General features: G+C 45.3%; 20 protein-coding genes. 13 read left to right on the top strand and 7 right to left on the bottom strand.

All coding sequences use genetic code 11. The features are described 5' to 3' along the window. Positions 1-119: 119 nt before the first annotated feature. The 6 genes from glmS to ACTTK6_RS07010 all read left to right on the top strand — a co-directional run bounded on the left by glmS (position 120) and on the right by ACTTK6_RS07010 (position 7,490). Positions 120-1,922, top strand: a complete 1,803-nt coding sequence (gene glmS / locus ACTTK6_RS07035) for a glutamine--fructose-6-phosphate transaminase (isomerizing) (protein ID WP_079475192.1) — start codon at positions 120-122, stop codon at positions 1,920-1,922. Positions 1,923-2,307: 385 nt separating this feature from the next. Next, positions 2,308-3,039: a hypothetical protein gene (locus ACTTK6_RS07030; RefSeq protein ID WP_462833058.1), complete on the top strand. Its 732-nt coding sequence runs from the start codon at positions 2,308-2,310 to the stop codon at positions 3,037-3,039. Positions 3,040-3,129: 90 nt separating this feature from the next. Then, the gene (locus tag ACTTK6_RS07025) at positions 3,130-4,086 is read left to right on the top strand and encodes a calcium/sodium antiporter (RefSeq protein ID WP_462833057.1); all 957 of its coding nucleotides are present in this window, start codon (positions 3,130-3,132) and stop codon (positions 4,084-4,086) included. A gap of 142 nt (positions 4,087-4,228) precedes the next feature. Beyond that, positions 4,229-5,098: an SDR family oxidoreductase gene (locus tag ACTTK6_RS07020; protein ID WP_079475195.1), complete on the top strand. Its 870-nt coding sequence runs from the start codon at positions 4,229-4,231 to the stop codon at positions 5,096-5,098. 19 nt (positions 5,099-5,117) lie between these two features. Next, positions 5,118-5,645 (top strand): cupin domain-containing protein, encoded by a 528-nt coding sequence (locus tag ACTTK6_RS07015; protein ID WP_094908292.1) that lies wholly within the window; start codon positions 5,118-5,120, stop codon positions 5,643-5,645. A 144-nt stretch (positions 5,646-5,789) separates the two neighbouring features. Continuing rightward, positions 5,790-7,490: a methyl-accepting chemotaxis protein gene (locus tag ACTTK6_RS07010; RefSeq protein WP_462833056.1), complete on the top strand. Its 1,701-nt coding sequence runs from the start codon at positions 5,790-5,792 to the stop codon at positions 7,488-7,490. A 79-nt stretch (positions 7,491-7,569) separates the two neighbouring features. Here the strand turns inward: ACTTK6_RS07010 and ACTTK6_RS07005 are convergent, their stop codons facing one another. Further along, positions 7,570-8,034, bottom strand: coding sequence for a VOC family protein (locus ACTTK6_RS07005; RefSeq protein ID WP_462833055.1), 465 nt, complete (start codon positions 8,032-8,034; stop codon positions 7,570-7,572). Between the two features lie 85 nt (positions 8,035-8,119). Further along, positions 8,120-9,793, bottom strand: coding sequence for a M20/M25/M40 family metallo-hydrolase (locus ACTTK6_RS07000; protein ID WP_462833054.1), 1,674 nt, complete (start codon positions 9,791-9,793; stop codon positions 8,120-8,122). A gap of 175 nt (positions 9,794-9,968) precedes the next feature. Here ACTTK6_RS07000 and ACTTK6_RS06995 point away from each other — a divergent pair, with 175 nt between their 5' ends. Next, positions 9,969-10,256, top strand: coding sequence for a putative quinol monooxygenase (locus tag ACTTK6_RS06995; RefSeq protein WP_079475198.1), 288 nt, complete (start codon positions 9,969-9,971; stop codon positions 10,254-10,256). 45 nt (positions 10,257-10,301) lie between these two features. Here the strand turns inward: ACTTK6_RS06995 and ACTTK6_RS06990 are convergent, their stop codons facing one another. Further along, the gene (locus ACTTK6_RS06990; protein ID WP_094908288.1) at positions 10,302-10,745 is read right to left on the bottom strand and encodes an ASCH domain-containing protein; all 444 of its coding nucleotides are present in this window, start codon (positions 10,743-10,745) and stop codon (positions 10,302-10,304) included. A gap of 181 nt (positions 10,746-10,926) precedes the next feature. Between ACTTK6_RS06990 and ACTTK6_RS06985 the strand changes: the two genes are divergently transcribed. Further along, complete coding sequence (locus ACTTK6_RS06985; RefSeq protein ID WP_079475200.1) at positions 10,927-11,775, top strand: Cof-type HAD-IIB family hydrolase; 849 nt, start codon at positions 10,927-10,929, stop codon at positions 11,773-11,775. 76 nt (positions 11,776-11,851) lie between these two features. Here ACTTK6_RS06985 and ACTTK6_RS06980 read toward each other — a convergent pair whose 3' ends face one another. Beyond that, complete coding sequence (locus tag ACTTK6_RS06980) at positions 11,852-12,835, bottom strand: C40 family peptidase (RefSeq protein WP_462833053.1); 984 nt, start codon at positions 12,833-12,835, stop codon at positions 11,852-11,854. A 757-nt stretch (positions 12,836-13,592) separates the two neighbouring features. Between ACTTK6_RS06980 and ACTTK6_RS06975 the strand changes: the two genes are divergently transcribed. After that, the gene (locus ACTTK6_RS06975) at positions 13,593-14,894 is read left to right on the top strand and encodes a phospholipase D family protein (protein WP_462833052.1); all 1,302 of its coding nucleotides are present in this window, start codon (positions 13,593-13,595) and stop codon (positions 14,892-14,894) included. Between the two features lie 154 nt (positions 14,895-15,048). Here the strand turns inward: ACTTK6_RS06975 and ACTTK6_RS06970 are convergent, their stop codons facing one another. Beyond that, complete coding sequence (locus tag ACTTK6_RS06970) at positions 15,049-15,867, bottom strand: YwaF family protein (RefSeq protein WP_462833051.1); 819 nt, start codon at positions 15,865-15,867, stop codon at positions 15,049-15,051. Between the two features lie 239 nt (positions 15,868-16,106). On the opposite strand from ACTTK6_RS06970, the gene ACTTK6_RS06965 reads away from it, so the two are divergent. Further along, positions 16,107-17,069 carry a bile acid:sodium symporter family protein gene (locus tag ACTTK6_RS06965; RefSeq protein ID WP_079475204.1) on the top strand — a complete coding sequence of 321 codons (963 nt, stop codon included), beginning with the start codon at positions 16,107-16,109 and terminating at the stop codon, positions 17,067-17,069. 51 nt (positions 17,070-17,120) lie between these two features. Here the strand turns inward: ACTTK6_RS06965 and trxA are convergent, their stop codons facing one another. Beyond that, positions 17,121-17,435: a thioredoxin gene (trxA, locus tag ACTTK6_RS06960; protein WP_022794304.1), complete on the bottom strand. Its 315-nt coding sequence runs from the start codon at positions 17,433-17,435 to the stop codon at positions 17,121-17,123. A 201-nt stretch (positions 17,436-17,636) separates the two neighbouring features. Here trxA and ACTTK6_RS06955 point away from each other — a divergent pair, with 201 nt between their 5' ends. The 3 genes from ACTTK6_RS06955 to ACTTK6_RS06945 all read left to right on the top strand — a co-directional run bounded on the left by ACTTK6_RS06955 (position 17,637) and on the right by ACTTK6_RS06945 (position 18,973). Beyond that, entirely contained in the window at positions 17,637-18,227 is a 591-nt protein-coding gene (locus ACTTK6_RS06955; protein ID WP_462833050.1) for a protein-L-isoaspartate(D-aspartate) O-methyltransferase, read from the top strand. Positions 18,228-18,238: 11 nt separating this feature from the next. Then, the gene (locus tag ACTTK6_RS06950; protein WP_079475206.1) at positions 18,239-18,544 is read left to right on the top strand and encodes a hypothetical protein; all 306 of its coding nucleotides are present in this window, start codon (positions 18,239-18,241) and stop codon (positions 18,542-18,544) included. A gap of 105 nt (positions 18,545-18,649) precedes the next feature. Further along, complete coding sequence (locus tag ACTTK6_RS06945; protein ID WP_079475207.1) at positions 18,650-18,973, top strand: 2Fe-2S iron-sulfur cluster-binding protein; 324 nt, start codon at positions 18,650-18,652, stop codon at positions 18,971-18,973. A 39-nt stretch (positions 18,974-19,012) separates the two neighbouring features. On the opposite strand, the gene ACTTK6_RS06940 is transcribed toward ACTTK6_RS06945, so the two are convergent. Continuing rightward, complete coding sequence (locus ACTTK6_RS06940) at positions 19,013-20,245, bottom strand: dicarboxylate/amino acid:cation symporter (RefSeq protein WP_462833049.1); 1,233 nt, start codon at positions 20,243-20,245, stop codon at positions 19,013-19,015. Positions 20,246-20,348 lie beyond the last annotated feature (103 nt).

Raw genomic sequence — 20,348 nt, 5'->3', positions numbered from 1 at the left:
ATTGTGAAAAGACATCCTTGAGAAAAGCAGCAGTAAAAATTAAACGAGACGAGTGGGGCATCAGTAATTGTCCCGCGGCATATGCTTATGCCCCGCCGGTTATAGGAGGGTATCCACGTATGTGTGGAATTGTAGGATATATTGGGAATGAGCAGGCGTCGGACATTTTGTTAAAGGGGCTTCATAAACTCGAATACCGGGGGTATGATTCTGCAGGAATTGCGATAGTAGACAATGACGGTGTCAGTGTATACAAGGAAAAAGGACGTATTGCCGCTCTTGAAGAAACGGTAAACGGCCAGGCCTCCGGGACGATCGGTATCGGCCACACACGCTGGGCGACACACGGAGCACCGAGCCGGGACAACGCGCATCCGCATCAGAGCATTAGCGGCCGCTTTACGCTTGTACACAACGGTGTTATTGAGAATTATCAGCAGCTCCAGCAGCATTACCTTGACAGAGTGTCTCTGCGCAGCCAAACTGATACGGAAATTATCGTGCAGCTTGTAGAGAAGTTCAGCGAGGAAGGGCTTAACACAGAAGCAGCCTTCCGGCGTACTCTGGCTCTTCTAAAAGGATCCTACGCTTTAGCATTAATCGACAATAATGATGAAGAAACCATCTATGTCGGAAAAAATAAAAGTCCGCTCCTCGTTGGTTTGGGAGAAGGTAAGAACGTTATTGCTTCAGATGCAATGGCAATGCTTCACACGACGAAGCAGTTCATCGAAATTATGGATGAAGAAGTCGTTATTGTGACTCGTGATTCTGTTCAGGTTAAAGACCTGGAAGGAAATGTAAGATCCCGAGAGCCTTTTGTAACAGACATTGACGAATCGGATACTGAAAAAGGCACGTACGAACACTTTATGTTAAAGGAAATTGATGAGCAGCCGTTTGTAATTCGCAATATCATCCAGAAATATCAGGATGAAGACGGAGACATTAAGCTTGAAGAAGACATACGGGCGGCAGTCAACCAGTCCGACCGCATTTATATTTTGGCAGCTGGCACAAGCTATCACGCCGGCCTCGTAGGCAAAGAAATGATTGAAAAAATCGGACAGAAGCCGGTGGAAGTACACATTGCGAGCGAATTTTTGTATAACCAGCCGCTTCTTTCCGAAAAGCCGTTGTTTATCTTTATTTCCCAGAGCGGAGAAACTGCGGACAGCCGTGGTGTGCTCGTCAATGTAAAGAAACAGGGCCATCCTTCGATCACGATTACGAACGTACCCGGCTCTACGCTCTCCCGTGAGGCTGATTTTACGCTGCATACGTACGCAGGCCCTGAGATTGCGGTTGCTTCAACGAAAGCCTACACCGCTCAGATGGCTGTAATGTCGATTCTTGCGATGGATATCGCCCGGGCACGTGGTATTGAGTCCAGCTTTAACGCGATTCAGCAATTGGGGCTGGCAGCCAATGCCATGGAAACGCTTTGTGATCAAAAAGACATTATGGAAGGCATTGCGAAAGAATATTTGAGTGAAACGCGCAACTGCTTCTTTATTGGACGTGCGCTCGACTATCACGTCGTACTTGAAGGAGCATTAAAGCTGAAAGAGATTTCTTATATTCAGGCTGAAGGCTTTGCCGGGGGCGAGTTGAAGCACGGCACTATTGCCTTGATTGAAGAGGGAACGCCGGTCATTGCCGTAACCACGCAGAACCATGTTAACTTAAATACGCGGGGGAACCTGCAGGAAGTGGTAGCCCGCGGGGCCAATCCGTGCGTTATTGCCTCCGAAACAAACCACCAGGAAGGCGATAATATCATTCTTCCAGACCTGCACGAAGTAATGACGCCTATTGTTTCGGTCATTCCACTGCAGCTTATCTCTTACTATGCAGCGATGCACCGCGGCTGCGACGTGGATAAGCCGCGTAATCTGGCAAAAAGCGTTACTGTTGAATAGACTAAGTTTAGCGGAGCGGTAAGTACTATTAATAATAAAGCTTTTCAAAAACCCACATCCGGTTACTCTACTTGTAATCGGGCGTGGGTTTTTTGTTTAACCGCTCGTGCTAGCAGCGTTATCTGTATCAGCTTTTCAATTATGGTTTTCATTGTCGCTATAGAACGCGGTATAAAGCTAGAGTTAATTTAAAATATATCAAAGAATAAATGGAAATATTATCCATAAACAGTTTTGAATGAGCAAATATAAATTGTAGGAAATTCCAGCGGTGTTGAGTATAATAAAGATTGATCGCAGCACTTAAACTATTGCTGTGAATGCAATACAGGGAACGGTCCAGGCGTTGTTTGACTGGAAAATATCATATTCAGGAGGAAGCACTGTGGAAATAACCTCAATACTGCCGGTCGTTGGTACGGCCATTGGCTTCATGTTAGTTGCACTCAGCATTGTTTTGCTGATCGCAGTAAAAGGTAAAATCGTTGGGGTTATAATGACAGCGGGACTTTTGATGGGCGGTTCAGGCATGTATTACTTAATTCAGCAGGACGCCTCAGCGTCCCTGGAAGAAAAACCGGAAGCAGAAACGGCAGAGCTTCGCCCAAAAAGAAGTGAACAAGAGACCATTAAAACTGCTGCTGTAGAATCAGCGGCTTTGAATAAACCGGAAATGGCTAAAGCATATGAGAAGGAAATCATACAGGCAATGGAATATATTAGTGTGCAGCTATCGTCGACCATGGAAGCACTGGCGGGATTAAATCAAAATAATAACCCGGAATATTGGCGCCGGGCGAATGAAGAATTACTGTCCCTCGATGCAGCTTTAAACAAAGCACAGAAACTCCTGTACGAGCCGCAGGGCTATGAACAATTTCAGCTGTCGTATCAGTATACGCTGACAGAGCTGCTGGACTACTCGGATCAGCTGAGTTTTGCAGCGGAAGAGTACTATTACGGCCTGGACGCCGAGCTGCTCGAGTATTATGTGGTCAACAATGTATTTCCTGAGAATGTGACGGAGGCATTTGATATGATGGAAGCTGAAGGGGAAGAAGCTTTTCGGTATGAAAAATGGAATGAAGAAATGGAACGCCTTTTTCCAGGAAAATAAAAGCAGCCTGCGTCCGGAGGACAGAGCAGAAAATTCCTTCCAGACAATACAGTAGGTTTTTATCAAGTCGTTAAAGTGAGGGTGAAGCGGTTGGCGTATTTGTTTTTACTCATTGGTTTTGCACTCTTGATTAAAGGAGCCGATTTTTTTGTGGATGGCGCCTCAAAAATTGCCGGCAATTTAAAGGTTTCCCCTCTTTTAATCGGGCTGACGATTGTTGCTTTCGGAACAAGCTCTCCAGAAGCGACGGTGAGTATTCTTGCTGCTTTGGATGGCAGCGCGGGCGTAGCCCTCGGAAATGTAATTGGAAGTAATATTTTCAACATCACGCTTGTAATCGGTGTAACGGCATTAATCGCCCCGCTCGCTGTTGAAAATGAAACAGTGAGAAAAGAGATTCCATTTACACTGCTTGCAGGAGTAGCACTTTTTATTTTAATGAGTGACACGGCTCTTCAGGCACTTAGTGAAAATGTAATTACGCGCAGTGATGGCTTTGTGTTTCTGCTGTTTTTTACTGTATTTCTATATTATATATTTGAAGTGGCACGCAGAAATCGGGCCGCGCAGCTAAACGACAAGACGAGTGCTCCGGCTGCGCCCTGGACAAAAAACATTCTGCTGACAGTAGGAGGACTTGCGGCTATTATCTTTGGCGGCGACCTGGTGGTTGACAGTGCAACTGAGATTGCGCTTTCGTTTGGCATGAGCGAGACTCTTGTCGGTCTTACGATCGTGGCCATTGGGACTTCACTGCCGGAGTTGATTACATCAATCACAGCCGCAGTAAAAAAAGAAACAGACATAGCGATCGGCAATATTGTCGGCAGTAATATTTTTAATATTTTCTTTGTTCTTGGTGCCGCTTCTGTCATCTCGCCGCTTGCTGTAGAAAGCAAAATATTTATGGATATCTCGCTTATGATTATCCTGACATTGCTGCTGCTCGTTTTTTCGAGAACCAATTTCAGAATCGGCCGCCGGGAAGGCGGCGTTCTTGCGGCGGCATATATTATTTACCTGATCTATATTATACTGCGAAACTAAATGTAGTTATTGAACTGCCCGGGTCTTCGGGCAGTTTTTTTGTACTATTATCAAGTGCATCCGGTTACATATGTTTATTGTTTCCCAATATCAGGTAACTAAAAGAAGTATTACTCTAATAAGAAAAGGGGCAATGAAATAAATGGATATTAATAAACAGCAGCAAAATGGCCAGCCAAAGCAGACCCAGCCCGAGCAGCCAGGTATTGAATCAAAAATGGAGCCTCTCCCGATCCAGCCGCTCGATTATAAAGGAAGCGAAAAGCTGAAAGACCGGGTGGCGCTGATCACCGGTGGTGACAGCGGAATCGGCCGTGCGGTGGCGATTGCCTACGCAAAAGAAGGCGCTCATGTAGTTATTAATTATCTTGACGAAGAGCAGAGCGACGCCGATGAAACGAAAAAACTGATTGAAAACGAAGGCGTGCAGGCCCTGCTGCTGCCCGGGGATGTTTCGGAGGAAGAAACGTGTAAATCGTTAATTGAAAAGACAGTGAATGAGTTCGGCAAACTCGACATCCTGGTAAATAATTCCGCGATTCAGTTTCCCACGAGCGATTTACAGGACATCTCTCTGGAACAGTGGGATAAGACGTTCAAAACCAATTTATACTCGGTCTTTCATATGACCAAATTTGCAATTCCGCATTTAAAAGAAGGAAGTTCCATCATTAACACTACTTCTATTAATCCGTACACAGGCAACCCGAATCTGATTGACTACACGTCTACCAAAGGAGCCATTAACGGCTTTACCCGAAGCATGGCAGCCAATCTCGTCGGTAAAGGCATACGGGTGAATATGGTGGCACCGGGGCCAATCTGGACACCGTTAATCCCTTCGACCTTTGATGAAGATTCAGTAGCGGAATTTGGAACTACGGCGCCGATGGGGCGCCCGGGCCAACCGTCGGAGCTGATGGGGCCTTACGTTCTGCTTGCATCAGACGAAGGTTCCTATATGACCGGCCAGTGTATTCACGTGAACGGCGGAATGTACACGTCATCTTAAGAAGAACAGGAGGAGTCATATGAAGCTGAATGATTTAACAGAAATTGAAGTTCAAAGAAAGGTAAACGAATACTTCCGCTTGGCAGATATTACGCTGAAAGACGAAGAAATCCGGGAGATCCAGGTTAATGATTTCGGTCTCGGACGCCTGGATGACCTGGGTCTGCAGTTGTTTATGTATATTAATACGGAGCGGTACTGTGCCAAAGAATGGGTGCTTTTTCCGCGCCAGACGTGCCCGGAACACCTTCATCCGCCAGTGGAATCAGGAGACCCGGGCAAGCAGGAAACATTCCGCTGCAAGTTTGGAACGGTCTATTTGTATGTGGAGGGAGAAGCGACTTCAAATCCTAAGGCGCATCCCCCGGAACGGGACAGGGACCAGTTTACAGCAGCACACGAAGTGATACTGACCGCAGGGGATCAATACACCATCCCTCCAAACACAAAGCATTGGTTTCAGGCAGGCGAAGAGGGGGCTGTTACCGCGGAATACTCTTCTACGAGCACTGATGAGCACGATATTTTCACGCATAAAGATATTTAAACGAACGCAATATCTATTCCCTCCAGCCGTTTGGTTTGGAGGGATTTTATTTTTCTGTTAATCCATAAAAATCCATTTTTTCTATTAATCATGTGCTGATTATTACGATAGTAATAGTAAGACATCGATTAAAGGAGGAGAAGGGTGAAAAGGTTAATACAAAAGCTTACGCTTGGCACAAAGCTGAACATGCTTATGGCTGCAGTTCTGATTAGTTTTTCTATTGTAATTGGTTTTATTACGTTTGACCAGATAAAAAAGGGTGTGGAGGAAACGGCTGTGGAAAAAGCAGTTTCCGATTTAAATTTAGGATATGAATACATAAACAGTGAATACCCCGGTCAGTGGCGTATCGAAGATGGAAATCTGATGAAAGGAGGGACGACCATCAGTGGAAATACGGAAATTGTTGATTTCGTCGGGGAGATGACCGGGGGCACAGTAACAATTTTTATGAACGATACACGTGTGACAACCAACGTAATGCTCGACGGAGAACGTGCTGTCGGAACCCAGGCTTCAGATGAAGTGGTAGAGACGGTATTGCAGGACGAAGCGATGTATACAGGAAAAGCAGACGTAGTGGGAACAAGCTATCAAACAGCCTATGAACCTATTTACAACGAAGCGGGAGAGCCTATTGGCATGTGGTACGTAGGAGCTTCGCAGGAAATACTTGATGAAATCACCGGGAATGCTCTGGTTACATTCTTGATTGCTCTAGTGGCCGCCGGTATTACGGCGATGGGAGGTGTGTTTTTCTTCTCACGCAGAATGTCGAGAAGGCTCGGGCGGATTACTGAGGCTCTGACAGCAGCTGGTCAGGGGGATTTTACCACGGAGCTCTCTGACCCTTCAGAAGATGAGATTGGCCGTCTAACAGCGGGATACAATCAAATGCGGGAAAGCCTGAACGCATTGATAAAGCAGATTCTGGATACGTCCGAGCAGGTCGCGGCCTCCTCCGAACAATTCAGTGCGAGTGCGGAGGAAACAAGCTCAGCGGCTGATGAAGTAGCCCGGGCAGTGCAGGAGGTGTCGAGCGGAGCAGAAAATCAGGCCCGAAGCATGGGAGAAACAAAATCACTAGTTGCTGACCTTTCAGGGGGAATGGAGCGTATATCAAAAAATATTCAGGCAATCAATGAATCTTCTTCGGCAAACGTCGAAATGGCAGAAAACGGTTCGCAGGTTATTCAGAAGACGCTTGGCCAGATGTCATTGATTCAGGATAAAACAAACCATACTGCCATGTTTATTCATCAGCTCGAGAACAAATCCGGGCAGATCAACGATATTATTTCGTTAATTACCAATATCGCCAACCAGACCAATTTGCTCGCGTTAAACGCAGCTATTGAAGCTGCGCGCGCCGGAGAAAGCGGTCAGGGCTTTGCGGTGGTGGCTGAGGAAGTTCGAAAGCTTGCGGAACAGTCCGGCAGTTCTGCAAGCCAGATTGGTTCACTGATTAAGGATATCCAGGGAGATATCGAGGAATCGGCCACGTCTATGGAGGATGGGAGAGAAGCCGTGGAGGGAGGCATCCGTCAGGTAAGAGAGGCGGAGTCAGCCTTTCAGTCGATTTCAATGTCGGCCAAAGATATCGCTAGCCATCTTGAAGAATCGTCAGCAGCGGTAGACCAGATGACGCACCGGACAGAAGCGCTGATGCAAACTGTCCAGACTGTCGCTGACATTGCCGATCAGTCCACGGAGCATACACAAAGTGTCGCAGCTTCCTCTGAAGAGCAGAATGCTTCGATGGAAGAGATATCCTCTGCATCGAACACCCTTGCTCACATGGCAGAGGAGCTTGGGCGGTCCGTACGCTCATTCAAGATTTAACATTTGCAAAAAAAGCACCGGATTTTAAACTCCCGGTGCTTTTATGCATTTTCATAAGCCTTTTGCAAAGCGGAAATATCTATTTTTTCATCTGAAGCATTACCTTCATTACATTTGCAGCTTTGGCAGGGTCAGCATCGGTCAAGTACCTGCTTAGTACTTCAGGGACGACCTGCCAGGAAACGCCGTATTTGTCCTTCAACCACCCACACACCTGCGCCTTTTCGTCTCCTCCGGCAGAAAGGTGTGCCCAGTAGTAATCCACTTCCTCCTGGTCGATGCAGCTGACGATAAATGAAATCGACTCATCAAAGGTAAATGGCTGGTTCCCACCGTTTAAAGCGACAAATTCCTGGCCGGCCAAATCGAATTCAATTGTCAGAACGGTGCCTTCGGGCATACCGTGAATGTCACGGCCTTCTTTTCCGTAATAGGCTGTTCGTTTCACTTTGGATTCAGGAAAAATACCGGTATAGAAGTATGCCGCTTCCTCAGCATTATAACTGAACCAAAGGCTGGGCGTGATTTTTTGGATTTGGGCCATTACTTTTCGCCTCTTTATACACTCATCATACTGCAAAGCAGGAGGCGGTATTTCTTCTCAATTGCGTTATTAAACAGCACCACTTTTATTCTTTTACAGCGGCGTACTCATGCAGGACACGAGTAGTGGTGTTGCGAATTAAGCGGGGAAGCACGTGAAAGGAATAAGGCTTGTAGACCCGCTCGGTCCATTTATGGCCATCCTTTCCGTACACACCCATGTTAATGGAGGAGATGTTCAGTTGTTTTATCGCATCTACCGGTACAGGATAAAGTGTCTCCCCCTCGGGTAAATTTTTCAGAAGCGGCTGCAGCTCTGCATCCGACTCCTGGATAGATAAAAAGCTGCCGTCGGACAAATAGGGAAAGAAGTTACGCATCTCAAATGTTTCCTTGGTAACGGCCGAGGCTTCCTGCAGGATGGCAGAAAGGGAGGCCTTCATCTTCCGGTGCCGGCGGTTGTTCTCCGTTAAATAATTGTGGGGGAGAAATGGAGGAGCGTAAAAGAAAATGATCTGCGGTGTTTTATCCGGATCAAGCTCACGCAGGGCATGCACTAATTCAAAGCTTCGAAGCCGGAGATCCATGCCGGTGGTTTCAGAAAGCCTTTTTTGAATGGCTGTTTGTGTATCAAGGCCCTTTTGTTCGAGCTCAAGGCGGTAGTGTTCATATGTTTTAACGTCTATTTCCCAGGAAATATTTTTCGGAGGCATGCCGGTAACCTCAATGTATCTGTCATATTGAGCAGCAAAGTACTGCTCTGCTTCTTCCGCTGCTTGGCGCGCTGCCTGAAGCATTTGTCCGGTCACCTGCTCGGCGGTGGTTTCGTATAAAAAGTAATTGAAATAAAGCCGGCTTCCTGAAGCGGTCTGAACAGTATAGCTTTCTTTTGTATCGCGCTGATACAGACAAGTAGGAGGAAGAATCAGCTCTCCAGGGATATGTTCGGTTAAATCATAATTATTGTGAATACGTTCTGTCAGTTTGGCAGCAACGAAGTTAGGATCTACACCAGCAAGCGTATCGCCAACATGGACTTCACGCCCAAAGACAAAAAAGGCAGACAGCAGTTTTCCGGCAGTCCCTGTATAAATGTATTTTGTTGTATCTCCTTCGTATAGAGGAGCGATAAAGTCGTTATTAATCGCGAGAAGGTACTGAAGGTCGTGGGAACGCTTCAAATCACGAAGAACAGGAAGGGCGCCGATAAGGCCGCAGTGCTCGCTTTCTTCATCTGGATTTAATAAAAGCAGAATATTGCCATTAAGCTCCTCGGTATGCTCAGAAAAATAAAGCAGATTTACTAAATGCACGGCGATACCGCTTTTCATATCCACGGATCCGCGTCCGAACATCCAGTCTCCGCTTTTTGCATCTGCCTGCGCTTCAAGGTCATTGGCGTAGCTTTGAAAATAAGAAAGCAGTTCTTTCGGAGAGCAGGCCAGATGCTTAATATTTCCATAATCTTCAATTCCTACGGTATCGATATGGGAATGATAAAGAACCGTTTGAGCTGAAGAGGAGGGTCCTTTGATAAAGGCAAACACATTCTGGCGTCCGTGAGGGTCTCCGGGAATCGGTTCTATCCAGGTACGGTCCGGATACTGCTGAAAATAAGGAAAGGTCTGCAGAATGCGGTGCAACTCCCGGGCAATAGACACCTCCCCATCTGAAGCATTCACGCTGTTCCATTCCACCAGGTATTCGGTAATATATTCCGCCTGTTCTGCCGTTGTAAGAGACTGTAATTTCTCGTACACTGCTGATCACCCCGCCTCAATAATTGCTGTTGTTCCTTATTCTACTGTATGGATATGCCAAAGTAAGCAAAGAAGTGAATTTTTTCTGTCTATGGCTGCTTTATTATGTGGAATCGTGAAGCGTGCATTAAAAGAACGTAACGCCGTATAATTAATTTATAAAGGAGGAAGATGAATGACTGTAACCATTAAAGCATTTTTGCAGGCAGAGCCCGGAAAAGAAGAAGCTTTAAAAACAGAGCTTAAGAAGGCCCTGCCTCCGTCGCGGGAAGAAGCGGGATGCATTGAATATGTTTTGTATGAATCGGAGGCGCAGGACGGAGTATTTATCTTTTCAGAAAAGTGGGAAGATGAAGAAGCTGTTCAACAGCATATTCAGACCGAACATTACCAGGCCTACCGCAAAAATACAGAGGACCTTGTTGTTTCAAGAGAAGTGTATAAATTACAACCGGTAGAATAGAAAAAGAGGCTGCTTGCAGGCAGCTTCTTTTTCATAGAGCCTTCCTTATTTCACTACTTCGAACCGTTCACAGACGACTGTCATATCCTCCCGGAATATTTCCCCAACTTCTTCGAGTGCTTCCGTGAAAAATTGTTCGTGCGCATTCCACCAATATTCGTATGAACGGTCGCCTTCCCCCTCAGCTTCGGCAAATTCTTCAGGGACTTCGTTCATCGGCATAATTTTGACACTGGTGGTTTGAATAATACACACAGGGTCGCCAGCTTTGTTTAAAATGATGCTGTAATCTCCTATAGAAGGGAGAGGTTCGTTTTCTATCTCATAGAACATGTAAGCAGAACATGTAGCCGTTTTGACGCCGGAAACGACGAGCTCAGCAAGCTCGTCGGGGTCCACGCCAAAGGACCATGCTGTTACCTGTTCGGGAGGGGCTTCGTTTCGCTGCTGCCAAAAATGTTTCCAATAAGTGTCCGCTGCCTGGTTCATTGCAATTCCCCGTTTCTATGAAGGTCTTTCTTTTATTAAAACATACTTCCACAGGTTATATAACTTGGAATAGCATATTCATGGGCTCCTGCTGGAAATTTATTCGCGACATCGGCAAAAGTTTATGATAAAAGTAAATAAGTAAGGTTCATATCGTTACTACCATAGGAGGAAACCAGAAATGAAGCTAATAGCTGTTGATTTAGACGGAACACTTATTAAAAAAGATCGTTCCATTAGTTCAGAAAATGTAAAAGCGATAAAGGCCGCACAGAAAAAAGGAGATATAGTAGCCGTCTGCTCAGGAAGATCACTGCAGGATACGGAAGATATTTTAAAACTTGCTGGCCTGGACTGTCCGATGATGGTCGGAAACGGGGCCTGGACCTATCAAGATGGAGAGAGTATTGACCAGCTCGTTATGCCAGAAGGGATCACCAATGAATTGCTTCCCGAGCTTGAAAATGAAGGATGGTATTACGAGATATATACGAATCAGGGAGTTATACTGCTTGAAGGCGGCAAAGACAGGCTCAGGACAGAAGTGCAGAAGATACAGGAAGAAGGCGGAGAAGTAACAGAAGCATGGTCAGAGGAAGAAATGGGCATCCAATATGCCCAGCACGGCACGGGCTATATGAAAGACTACCGGGATGTGGATCCGGCAACTGCAGAAATTTATAAAATATTCGTGTTGTCCTTCGATCAGAAAAAATTAAAAGAGCTTCGGGAGCGGCTGGAGCCGCGTACAGATGTCTCTTTGACCTCCTCTGGCATTACAAAGCTTGAGATCGCGCATCAAAGCGTCAGCAAAGGATATGCGCTGCGGCGTATGGCTGAAGAAATGGGCGTGCCGCTCGAAAATACAGCGGCGATTGGAGACAATTTGAATGATTTATCCATGTTTGATGTTGCCGGTACAAGCATTGCCATGGGAAACGCGGTGGAAGAAGTGATAGAGGCCGGGGATCATGTGACCAAAAGCTATATAGAAAACGGTGTCGCCTATGCGCTCGAACATTACTTGTAAATAAACCGGAAGCGAAAATACAGAAGAAGCCAGCAGTCCTCATTAGAGGAGCTCCTGGCTTTTTTGCTGAGATTGTTTAAATTTCGCCTGCTCCCATGTAACGCGGAGCCCAGTAGGAACTGTTCATGCTTGAGATAGTAACGCCGGTGGAAGCACCTGCGTGAATGAATTTGTTATCTCCCATATAAATACCAGCGTGAGAAGCGCCGCCTCTTGTATCAAAGAAAACAATGTCTCCTACGGACGGGCTGGATACTTTTGTGCTTGCACGGTAAATAGATGCCACAGTACGAGGCATGCTCTTGCCGTGTTTATCAAATACGTAATTAACAAATCCACTGCAATCGAAACCGCTTGGCGACTCGCCGCCCCAAACATAAGGGGTTCCCAAATACTGCTTCGCAGTGCTGACAATGTCTGAGCCAGTGCCAGTGGAGAGGCCTCCTACCAGTTCATCATCGTTTGAAGAAGACCCGTTGTAATCCATCAGGGCGCTCTGCGTGGACGGTCCTGCTACACCGTAGTAGTTTCCAGCCGGAGAAGAGATGCCTGTTGCTGACTGAAAATCCTTAACAGCCTGGAGCGTTTTAGGACCAAAGCGGGAGCCGGTGTACCCTTCGAAAAAGCCATGCTCCTTTAATTTCTTTTGCAGGGCGTTTACGGAAGAATTCACATCACCGTAGGACAAAGAGCCATGGCTTCCAATGGAAGTGGAGCCCGAACTGCCCGAGGTGTTTGAGGATGAACTAGAGCCAATTATATCCATTAGCGCGCTCTGGGTCGAAGGTCCTGCTACTCCATAATAGTTACCGGCTGGTGATGAAATTCCTTCTGCTGATTGGAAATCTTTTACAGCCTGCAATGTTTTAGGGCCGAAGCGGGAGCCGGTGTATCCTTCAAAATACCCCTCTTCTTTTAATGCTTCCTGAAGGTCATTTACAGAAGAATTTACGTCCCCGTAGGATAAAGAACCATGGTCATTGATTGCTGCATCCGCAGCCTGGGGGCCTGCGAATAGTACTCCTGCTGTTACTGCTGTTCCAAATAAATATTTTTTCATTATGTATGTTCACTTGCATTTGCTATCCGCTGTCTTATATATGTAGGAGTATAATGATAAGTTTTTCGATGGGAATACTAGATTTTATAAGTGTAAATGGCAGACAGATTGATGGATAAAGCGAAGTGAAGCTGCACCTCCTAAATGTATTTTTGTGAGTCTTTAGTATGTGTTTTTCTACAAATCCAATTCTATAAGAATGTGAAAAACAATTCAATAACGTGGAAGTTTTGTAATATAGTTTTAATAAAAATACTTTCATGAAAGCGTTATTGAAATAATTTAAGCAATAAAATCTAAATAAATTATTAATAGTTTGAATATTTGATAAAAGATTAAAAAAGCTGTCATTTAGGTAAAAAAGACTATGTATAAAAATGGCAGTGAACTGAAATAGGATGTTTTCTATTCAAATATTAAGGGTAATAAGTAGTTCCTTTGAAGGTTAACAGTAATATACTTGTAACAATTTTGTAATATAAAATAATAAATCATAATAAGTTTCAATTATACATATTTTGCTGCAATAACTCAGTGACTATTCAGGTGAATTTTGTGAAGCATAATGAGATCAAAATTTTACTAATTAAATCCAGCGGGAATAGGGCACTATCAGGATGGTTTGAAACGGAGAGAGCAGTGGCGTCCGTTACTTTGGGTGAAGAAAAAAGCAGAAAGACACAACCATTGAAGGGGCACTGTTATGGAAAAGAAAATCCCGAAGATATTTCAAAGAGAATATCTTAGAAGGAAGTGGATGCTGGCAGCTTTATTTGGTATTATTTCAGCTGCCATCGTGATTGCTGTTTATGGAAATAATAAACCTCTGCCTGCGAATGTCTCCTATGAGGGTGAAGAGTACCACACAGCCCATGTTCGTTTTCTTGAAGACCATACCTACCTGTCCTCTGCGGAATCAAAAATAGTAGAGCAAGAAATATTCGATAAAGCAATAGAGACCATTGAAGAAGCAGAACAGTTTATCGTAATGGATATGTTCTATTTTAACAGCGAGCAGGATGCAGAAGCGGATTTTCCGCCATTGACGAGGCGTCTGTCGGAAGCTTTAATCCAAAAAAAGGAATCGGATCCTAATATAGAAATAATAGTTTTAACAGATCCGGTGAACACCTTTTACGGAGCTTATATGCCGGAACATTTTCAGCGGTTCGAAGAAAACGGTATTGAAGTTATTTTCACAGAACTGACTGCTCTAAGAGATTCGAATCCGATATACTCGTGGTTTTACCGGACCTTTGTGCAGTGGTTCGACAACCATCGAAGAGGGTGGCTTCCTAACTTCTTCAGCAGCGATGCTCCGGATGTGACAATTCATTCTTATTTAGAAATTTTAAATTTTAAAGCCAATCACCGGAAAACGCTGATTACAGAGAAGGCAGGCATGGTCACTTCAGCGAATCCTCATGATGCCAGTGGGTATCATGCGAACACAGGATTTGAAGTCAGGGGCGCTGTACTGAAGGATTTGTTGAAAACGGAAAAAGCGGTAGCGGAAATGGCAGGCCGTTCAGGAGAAAGATTTGACTCTTTTATCTCTAAAGTGGAGGTGCCCCAGGGCACTGGAGAGTATAAAGTGCAGCTTTTAACGGAACGTAAAATCAAAGAGCGTGTGCTGAGGGAAATCCACGACCTCTCCCCGGGAGAAAAATTACGCATGGGGATGTTTTATTTAGCGGACCGTGATGTCATTGAAGCACTCATCGACGCGGCAGGCCGGGGAGCCCACATTAATATTATTTTGGATATTAATGAAGAGGCTTTTGGGAACGAAAAAATAGGCATTCCTAATCAGCCGGCAGCTTACGAGCTCGTGGAGAAATCAAATGGCCATATTAATATCCGGTGGTATCATGCTCAGGAAGTACAATATCATGCCAAAATGATGATGATGGAAAAAGAGCAGGAGACAGTAGTAATTGGCGGCTCGGCGAATATGACGAGAAGAAATTTGGACAATTACAATTTAGAAACCGATATGGTTATTACCGGCAGTAATGACTCGGAGGCTGTAGAAGAAGTGCGAACTCGGAGGCTGTAGAAGAAGTGCGAAATTATTATCAACGGTTGTGGAATAATTCCGATGGCACACATACGCTGGATTACAGAAAGTATAAAAATAGTTCCCATCTTCTTTATTGGCGTTACCGGCTGCAGGAGTGGAGTGGGATGTCTTCGTTTTAAGCACAAGAAAATTAAAAAAGCAGAAATTTCTTCAGGATGAAGCGGTAGGCTGCATACAGGCATACAAATGCAGCCAATGCAATTGCTTGAAGCGTGAGTAAATAGTACGGCCATGGACCAAAGAAATCATATGGCGAAGGAGATGCCGGCTTTTCCATTAAATACATGGCAATTGCTTGAAGCGTGAGTAAATAGTACGGCCATGGACCAAAGAAATCATATGGCGAAGGAGATGCCGGCTTTTCCATTAAATACATGTAGTTGCCGCCGAAATAGAGATTTACCAAAAATACCAAAGCAGCAGCAACGTTCAGAGCTCCCCAAACGGTAAACAAAGAACGAAAAGAGATAAAGACGCGCCGTACAACCACCTGATAAGCAACTCCCACGACAATCAGTGCATGCGTAATAAAAAAGTGAAGAAATCGGAAATGAGGAAAACCGTACCTTTCTATATCTGGAAATACTATAGTAAGTAAAGCACTGGAGGTACCGGCATAAAACGCGAAGGCAGTCCAAAAACGGCTGCCGGTTATAAGCATAATAACGACCGCTATCCAGGCCAGGTCGCTGACCTTAAGCGGCAGCGAAAAACGTGGATCCCAGATGCCGTTGGTAATATAAAAAAGCTGCAGAGACAGCTGGCCGAGCAGGAAAATGAAAACAATGAGCCACTTAATTGTCTGGCTGGCTAAGGGCGAGCGGCGGAGGTATTTTTGAAAAAGAATTATGCTGAAGCAGGCGAGTGCAAGACAGAGCCACACCATTAACTGGTCGATGCCAAAAGACTCGAAAGCCGGGCCATCATGATTGAAATTCCACCACCACATACTTAACCGCCTCCTAACAAATTTCTTTCCATTATAGTATAAATGTGTTGGCAAAACGTGCCCAAAGATTCTCAATTTCAAACAGATGGCTTTTAATAAGAGCCAGATTCAATGAAGTAATATATAAAAGAAAACAAAGCTGTCCACTTTCTTTTTCCCGTTAAAGCATTGAAATATAAATACAATAGCGTTAAAATGCTAAATATTTCATAATTTAGAGAAAATAAAGGAGTGGGAGAATGAACAGCCTGAATATATTCGTAAATAAATATTTTGCTGTTTTTGTTTTAATTGTTGCATTTATTGCTTATCTGCTGCCGGATGTATTTGTAGGGATTACTGGATACATAACTATTTTACTTGGAATCATAATGTTTGGAATGGGACTTACGCTGAACCTGTCCGATTTCCGCATTGTGGCAAAAAAGCCCCTTCCAGTACTGACCGGGGTCATTGCGCAGTTTGTGATCATGCCGCTTGCGGCCTTTATTATTGCCCTTATTCTGCAGCTTCCGCCCGAAATAGCGGCAGGTCTCGTTCTTGTAGGCGCGTGTCCGGGCGGAACGGCATCAAACGTTATGGTGTATCTCGCGAAAGGGGATCTTCCGGTATCGGTTGCTATGACGACCGTCTCGACACTGCTTGCGCCGCTTCTGACACCGCTTGCTCTTTTAGTGCTTGCCGATGAGTGGCTGCCGGTGGATCCTCTGGCAATGTTTTTATCCATTTTTCAGGTGATTATCATACCTATTGCCCTTGGTTTATTTATTAAACAACTGTTTCCACAAACCGTGGAAAAAAGCGTCCAGGTACTTCCGGTTGTATCTATGACAGCCATTATTGCTATTGTAGCTGGAGTTGTTGGAGCAAATCAGGAAAATATTGCTGCGACAGGGTTGTTAGTCTTTGTGGCAGTAGTGCTCCATAATAGCTTTGGGTTGGCTCTCGGCTACGGCACGGCGAAAATGGTTGGCCTGGATGAAACAAAACGCCGGGCGGTGTCAATTGAAGTCGGAATGCAAAATTCGGGACTTGGCACCCAGCTGGCTACGGTCCACTTCACGCCGCTCGCTGCGCTTCCGAGCGCTGTTTTCTCCGTCTGGCATAATATTTCCGGCCCGTTGCTTGTATCCTGGTGGGGAAGAAAAAGCCAAAGAAAGAATGAAGCGATCCAGGAAAAGGAATGGGAGCACTATAAGTAAAAGAAAAAACCCCGCGCTCGCTGTGAGCGTGGGATTTTTAATAAAGAAAAATTACATGTGTTTTTCAAGCAGACCCTGGAGCTGATCCTTTGGCTGGAAGCCGACGATTTGTTCTACCATTTCGCCGTCCTTGAAAATCATGAGCGTCGGGATGCTCATAACACCGTATTTACCGGCAGTTTCCTGATTTTCATCCACGTTTAATTTAGCAATTTTGACGTTATCGCCGATTTCTTCGTTAATTTCTTCGAGAACCGGAGCAATCATTTTGCAGGGTCCGCACCAAGGTGCCCAAAAGTCAGTTAGAACGACCCCTTCGGAAATTTGTTGGGAAAAATCCTGGTCTGATACGTGTACAATAGCCATTTAAGAGTGCCTCCTTCATTTCGCCTCATTGCGAGTATAGAGTAATCGTAGTACGAATAACCCTATTTGTCTAAAAGTATGCTTGGTTCATTCGATTTTTTCAAGGGAAAGGAATGGAAAAGAAAAGAGACGGGAAAAGAATATTAATAGCAAAACTCTAAATAGCCAGCATTCGGAAAATAATAAGAAAGGAGAAGGCTTATGTCGAAAAATGATAGGGATAAAGAGATAAGAAACTATTTTCGGACCATGGATCGCAGCTTTTATATGGATACAGACAAGCCCCTTGCTAATTGGGACCAGGCTTTATCGATTGGGCACGGACAAACGATTTCCCAGCCGTCACTCGTGTTAAAAATGACGCTGGAGCTGGACGTGAATCCGTCCTCCCGGGTTCTTGAGATTGGCACCGGTTCCGGCTACCAGACGGCACTATTAGCAGCATTTTCAGACCATGTCTATACGGTCGAACGAATCCCGCCGCTGCAGGAAAGGGCCCAGACGCGTCTTAAGGAAGCAGGGTTTGCGAACATTAATTTCCGGCTGGGCGACGGGAGCAAAGGATGGGCAGAGCATGCGCCTTACGACCGCATTATGGTGACAGCGGCAGCTGAAACTGTGCCGGATTCCTTAGTGGCGCAGCTGGCAGCTCCCGGAAAAATGATGGTGCCCGTAGGCGGCCGTATGGGGCAGGAACTGCTGCTCGTTGAAAAAAATAGTCAGGGAGAAGTGAATTCCACCATAGTCGAATATGTAGCATTTGTACCGCTCGAGGAAGATGAGGAGGCATAAGGAGAATAAAGATGAAAGAAAATAGAAGATGTAATTATTGCAAAAAAATAATACCAATCAAAAAATTTCTATTTAAGCAGCTGAATGAGAAAATAGCCTGTCCTTGCTGTGGGCATGGCTACCTTCTTTCCCGGAGCACACAGAATTGGACTTTTGTGATAATCGCTGCCGCTATTTCGTTATCTGCTTTAATAACCACTGTAGTTGAAGATTTTTGGCTGACCTTTATTTGCAATTTCGTTTTATTAGTTATAGTGATGATCGGTTTATTAACTGTTATAAAAGCTGTGCCATTAGAAAAAGACAGTAGCTCATAGTAATAAACCCCAGCCCTCTACGGTCCTTTTCATTGAGAACAGTTATACAATAAAACACTCAAGTGTTACGCTTTACGTGCATTTCATTTTACAAGGGGGATCAATATGCCAACGATTCATGTAAAAGGATACGGTTCATTTGAAGTGGAAGAAGGAAAGAAACTTGTACTTGCGCTTGAAGATAATGGCGTCGACATTTTGCACCGCTGCGGTGGGAATGCCAGATGCACTACCTGCAGGTGCGAGGTGAACGAAGGGGAGCTTGGACCAAAGGAAGCTCCGGAAGCCGCGGTTCTCGAAAACAAAGACATTACCGATGAAAATATCAGACTCTCCTGTCAAAACCGGGTGTATTCCGACCTGACGGTAACGCCAGTCATGACGGCCTCCAATTCTGATATGGAGCCGGGAAGGCGCCCGGTGGATTAACAAAAAGCCGCGGTCTCATTAAGAGGCCGCGGCTTTTTGTCATTTTTCAGCAGTGGTGCTGCCTGTTTTTTCTGTTTTATTAATCAGTGTTGTTCCAACGAGGTCTCCGGTGACATTTAAAGCAGTTGCTCCCATGCCGACAAGTACATCAACAGCGGTTAAAAGCGCTACTGCCTCCATCGGAAGGCCGACCTGAGAAAATACTGTGGCAATCATAATAATGCCGGCGCCGGGAACCCCTGCAGTACCGACCGTTGCCAGAGTACCGACAATTACAATTTGAAGAATAGCAACAAAGCTGAGCGGCTCACCTACAACGTTTGCTGCGAAAACGGCGGAAACAGCGACCCGGATGGCGGCACCGTCCATGTTAATTGTCGCTCCAAGAGGCAGGCTGAAGCCGTAGAGGCTCTGCTTTAACCCAAGGTCACGGGCAGCGTTTAATGTGAGAGGGAGCGTACCTGAGCTGCTCTGGGTGACAAAGGCTGTAAGCATCGGAGTGCGCGCTTCCCGGAAGAAGGCACCGAGATTAGTTTTGGCGGCTAAAAGAAAGACAATATAAAGGCCAAGCTGCACCGCAAGGGCAATGTACAGCACGAGTATAAAATTACCAAGGGAGAGAAGTGTGTTCGCTCCCTGGCTGCCTACAATTTCAGCGATAATGGCAAAGATGCCGAACGGTATAAACTGTAAAATGCCTTTCATAACGGTGAGTGTAAGCTCGTTTAGGGCTTCTGCTCCGCGGTACAGACGCTCTCCCATTTCTTTATGGGTTGATGATGAACGCAGAGAGGTTAAAGCAATGCCGAAAGCAAAGGCGGTAAAAATAATTCCTAAAAGGTTCATTTCCGTAAAAGCTACGGCAATATTATCCGGGACGATATTTAATATAACCTCTGTGACCCCGGGATTATCAGGAGTTTGAAAGCTTTCGCTCCCATCCAGTGTAGTACCGGTGCCAGGGTTGAAAAGGCTCGCGACAGAGGTGCCCACCACGATTGCTATAGCAGAGGTAAGAAGATAATAAATGAATACTTTACCTCCCATCCGGCCGAGCCCGCCGACCGTAGTCTGGTTAACCCCTACAATCAGCGTAAATAAAATCAGTGGAACTATAATAAATTGAAGCAGTCGAAGCATAAGGTCGCCGACAGGGGCGAGCACGGCGGCATCTTCACCGAAAATAAACCCTACAGCGATGCCAGCAATAAGGGCGGTGGTAATTTTGGCAATCAGTGACACATCAAAGTAACGCTTCATCAAGTGTTTCAACAGCTGGACCTCCTTTATTAATGAATTCTTATCGGTTTAATCAACATGATAAAACTAAAGGAAACAGACGCTATTGTCAAAATGAACGCTCAGGACAAGAGAA

The organism is Marinococcus salis (assembly GCF_054971365.1).
Note: the sequence above shows the minus strand (reverse complement) of the source record. Positions and strands in the feature narration are given on the sequence as shown.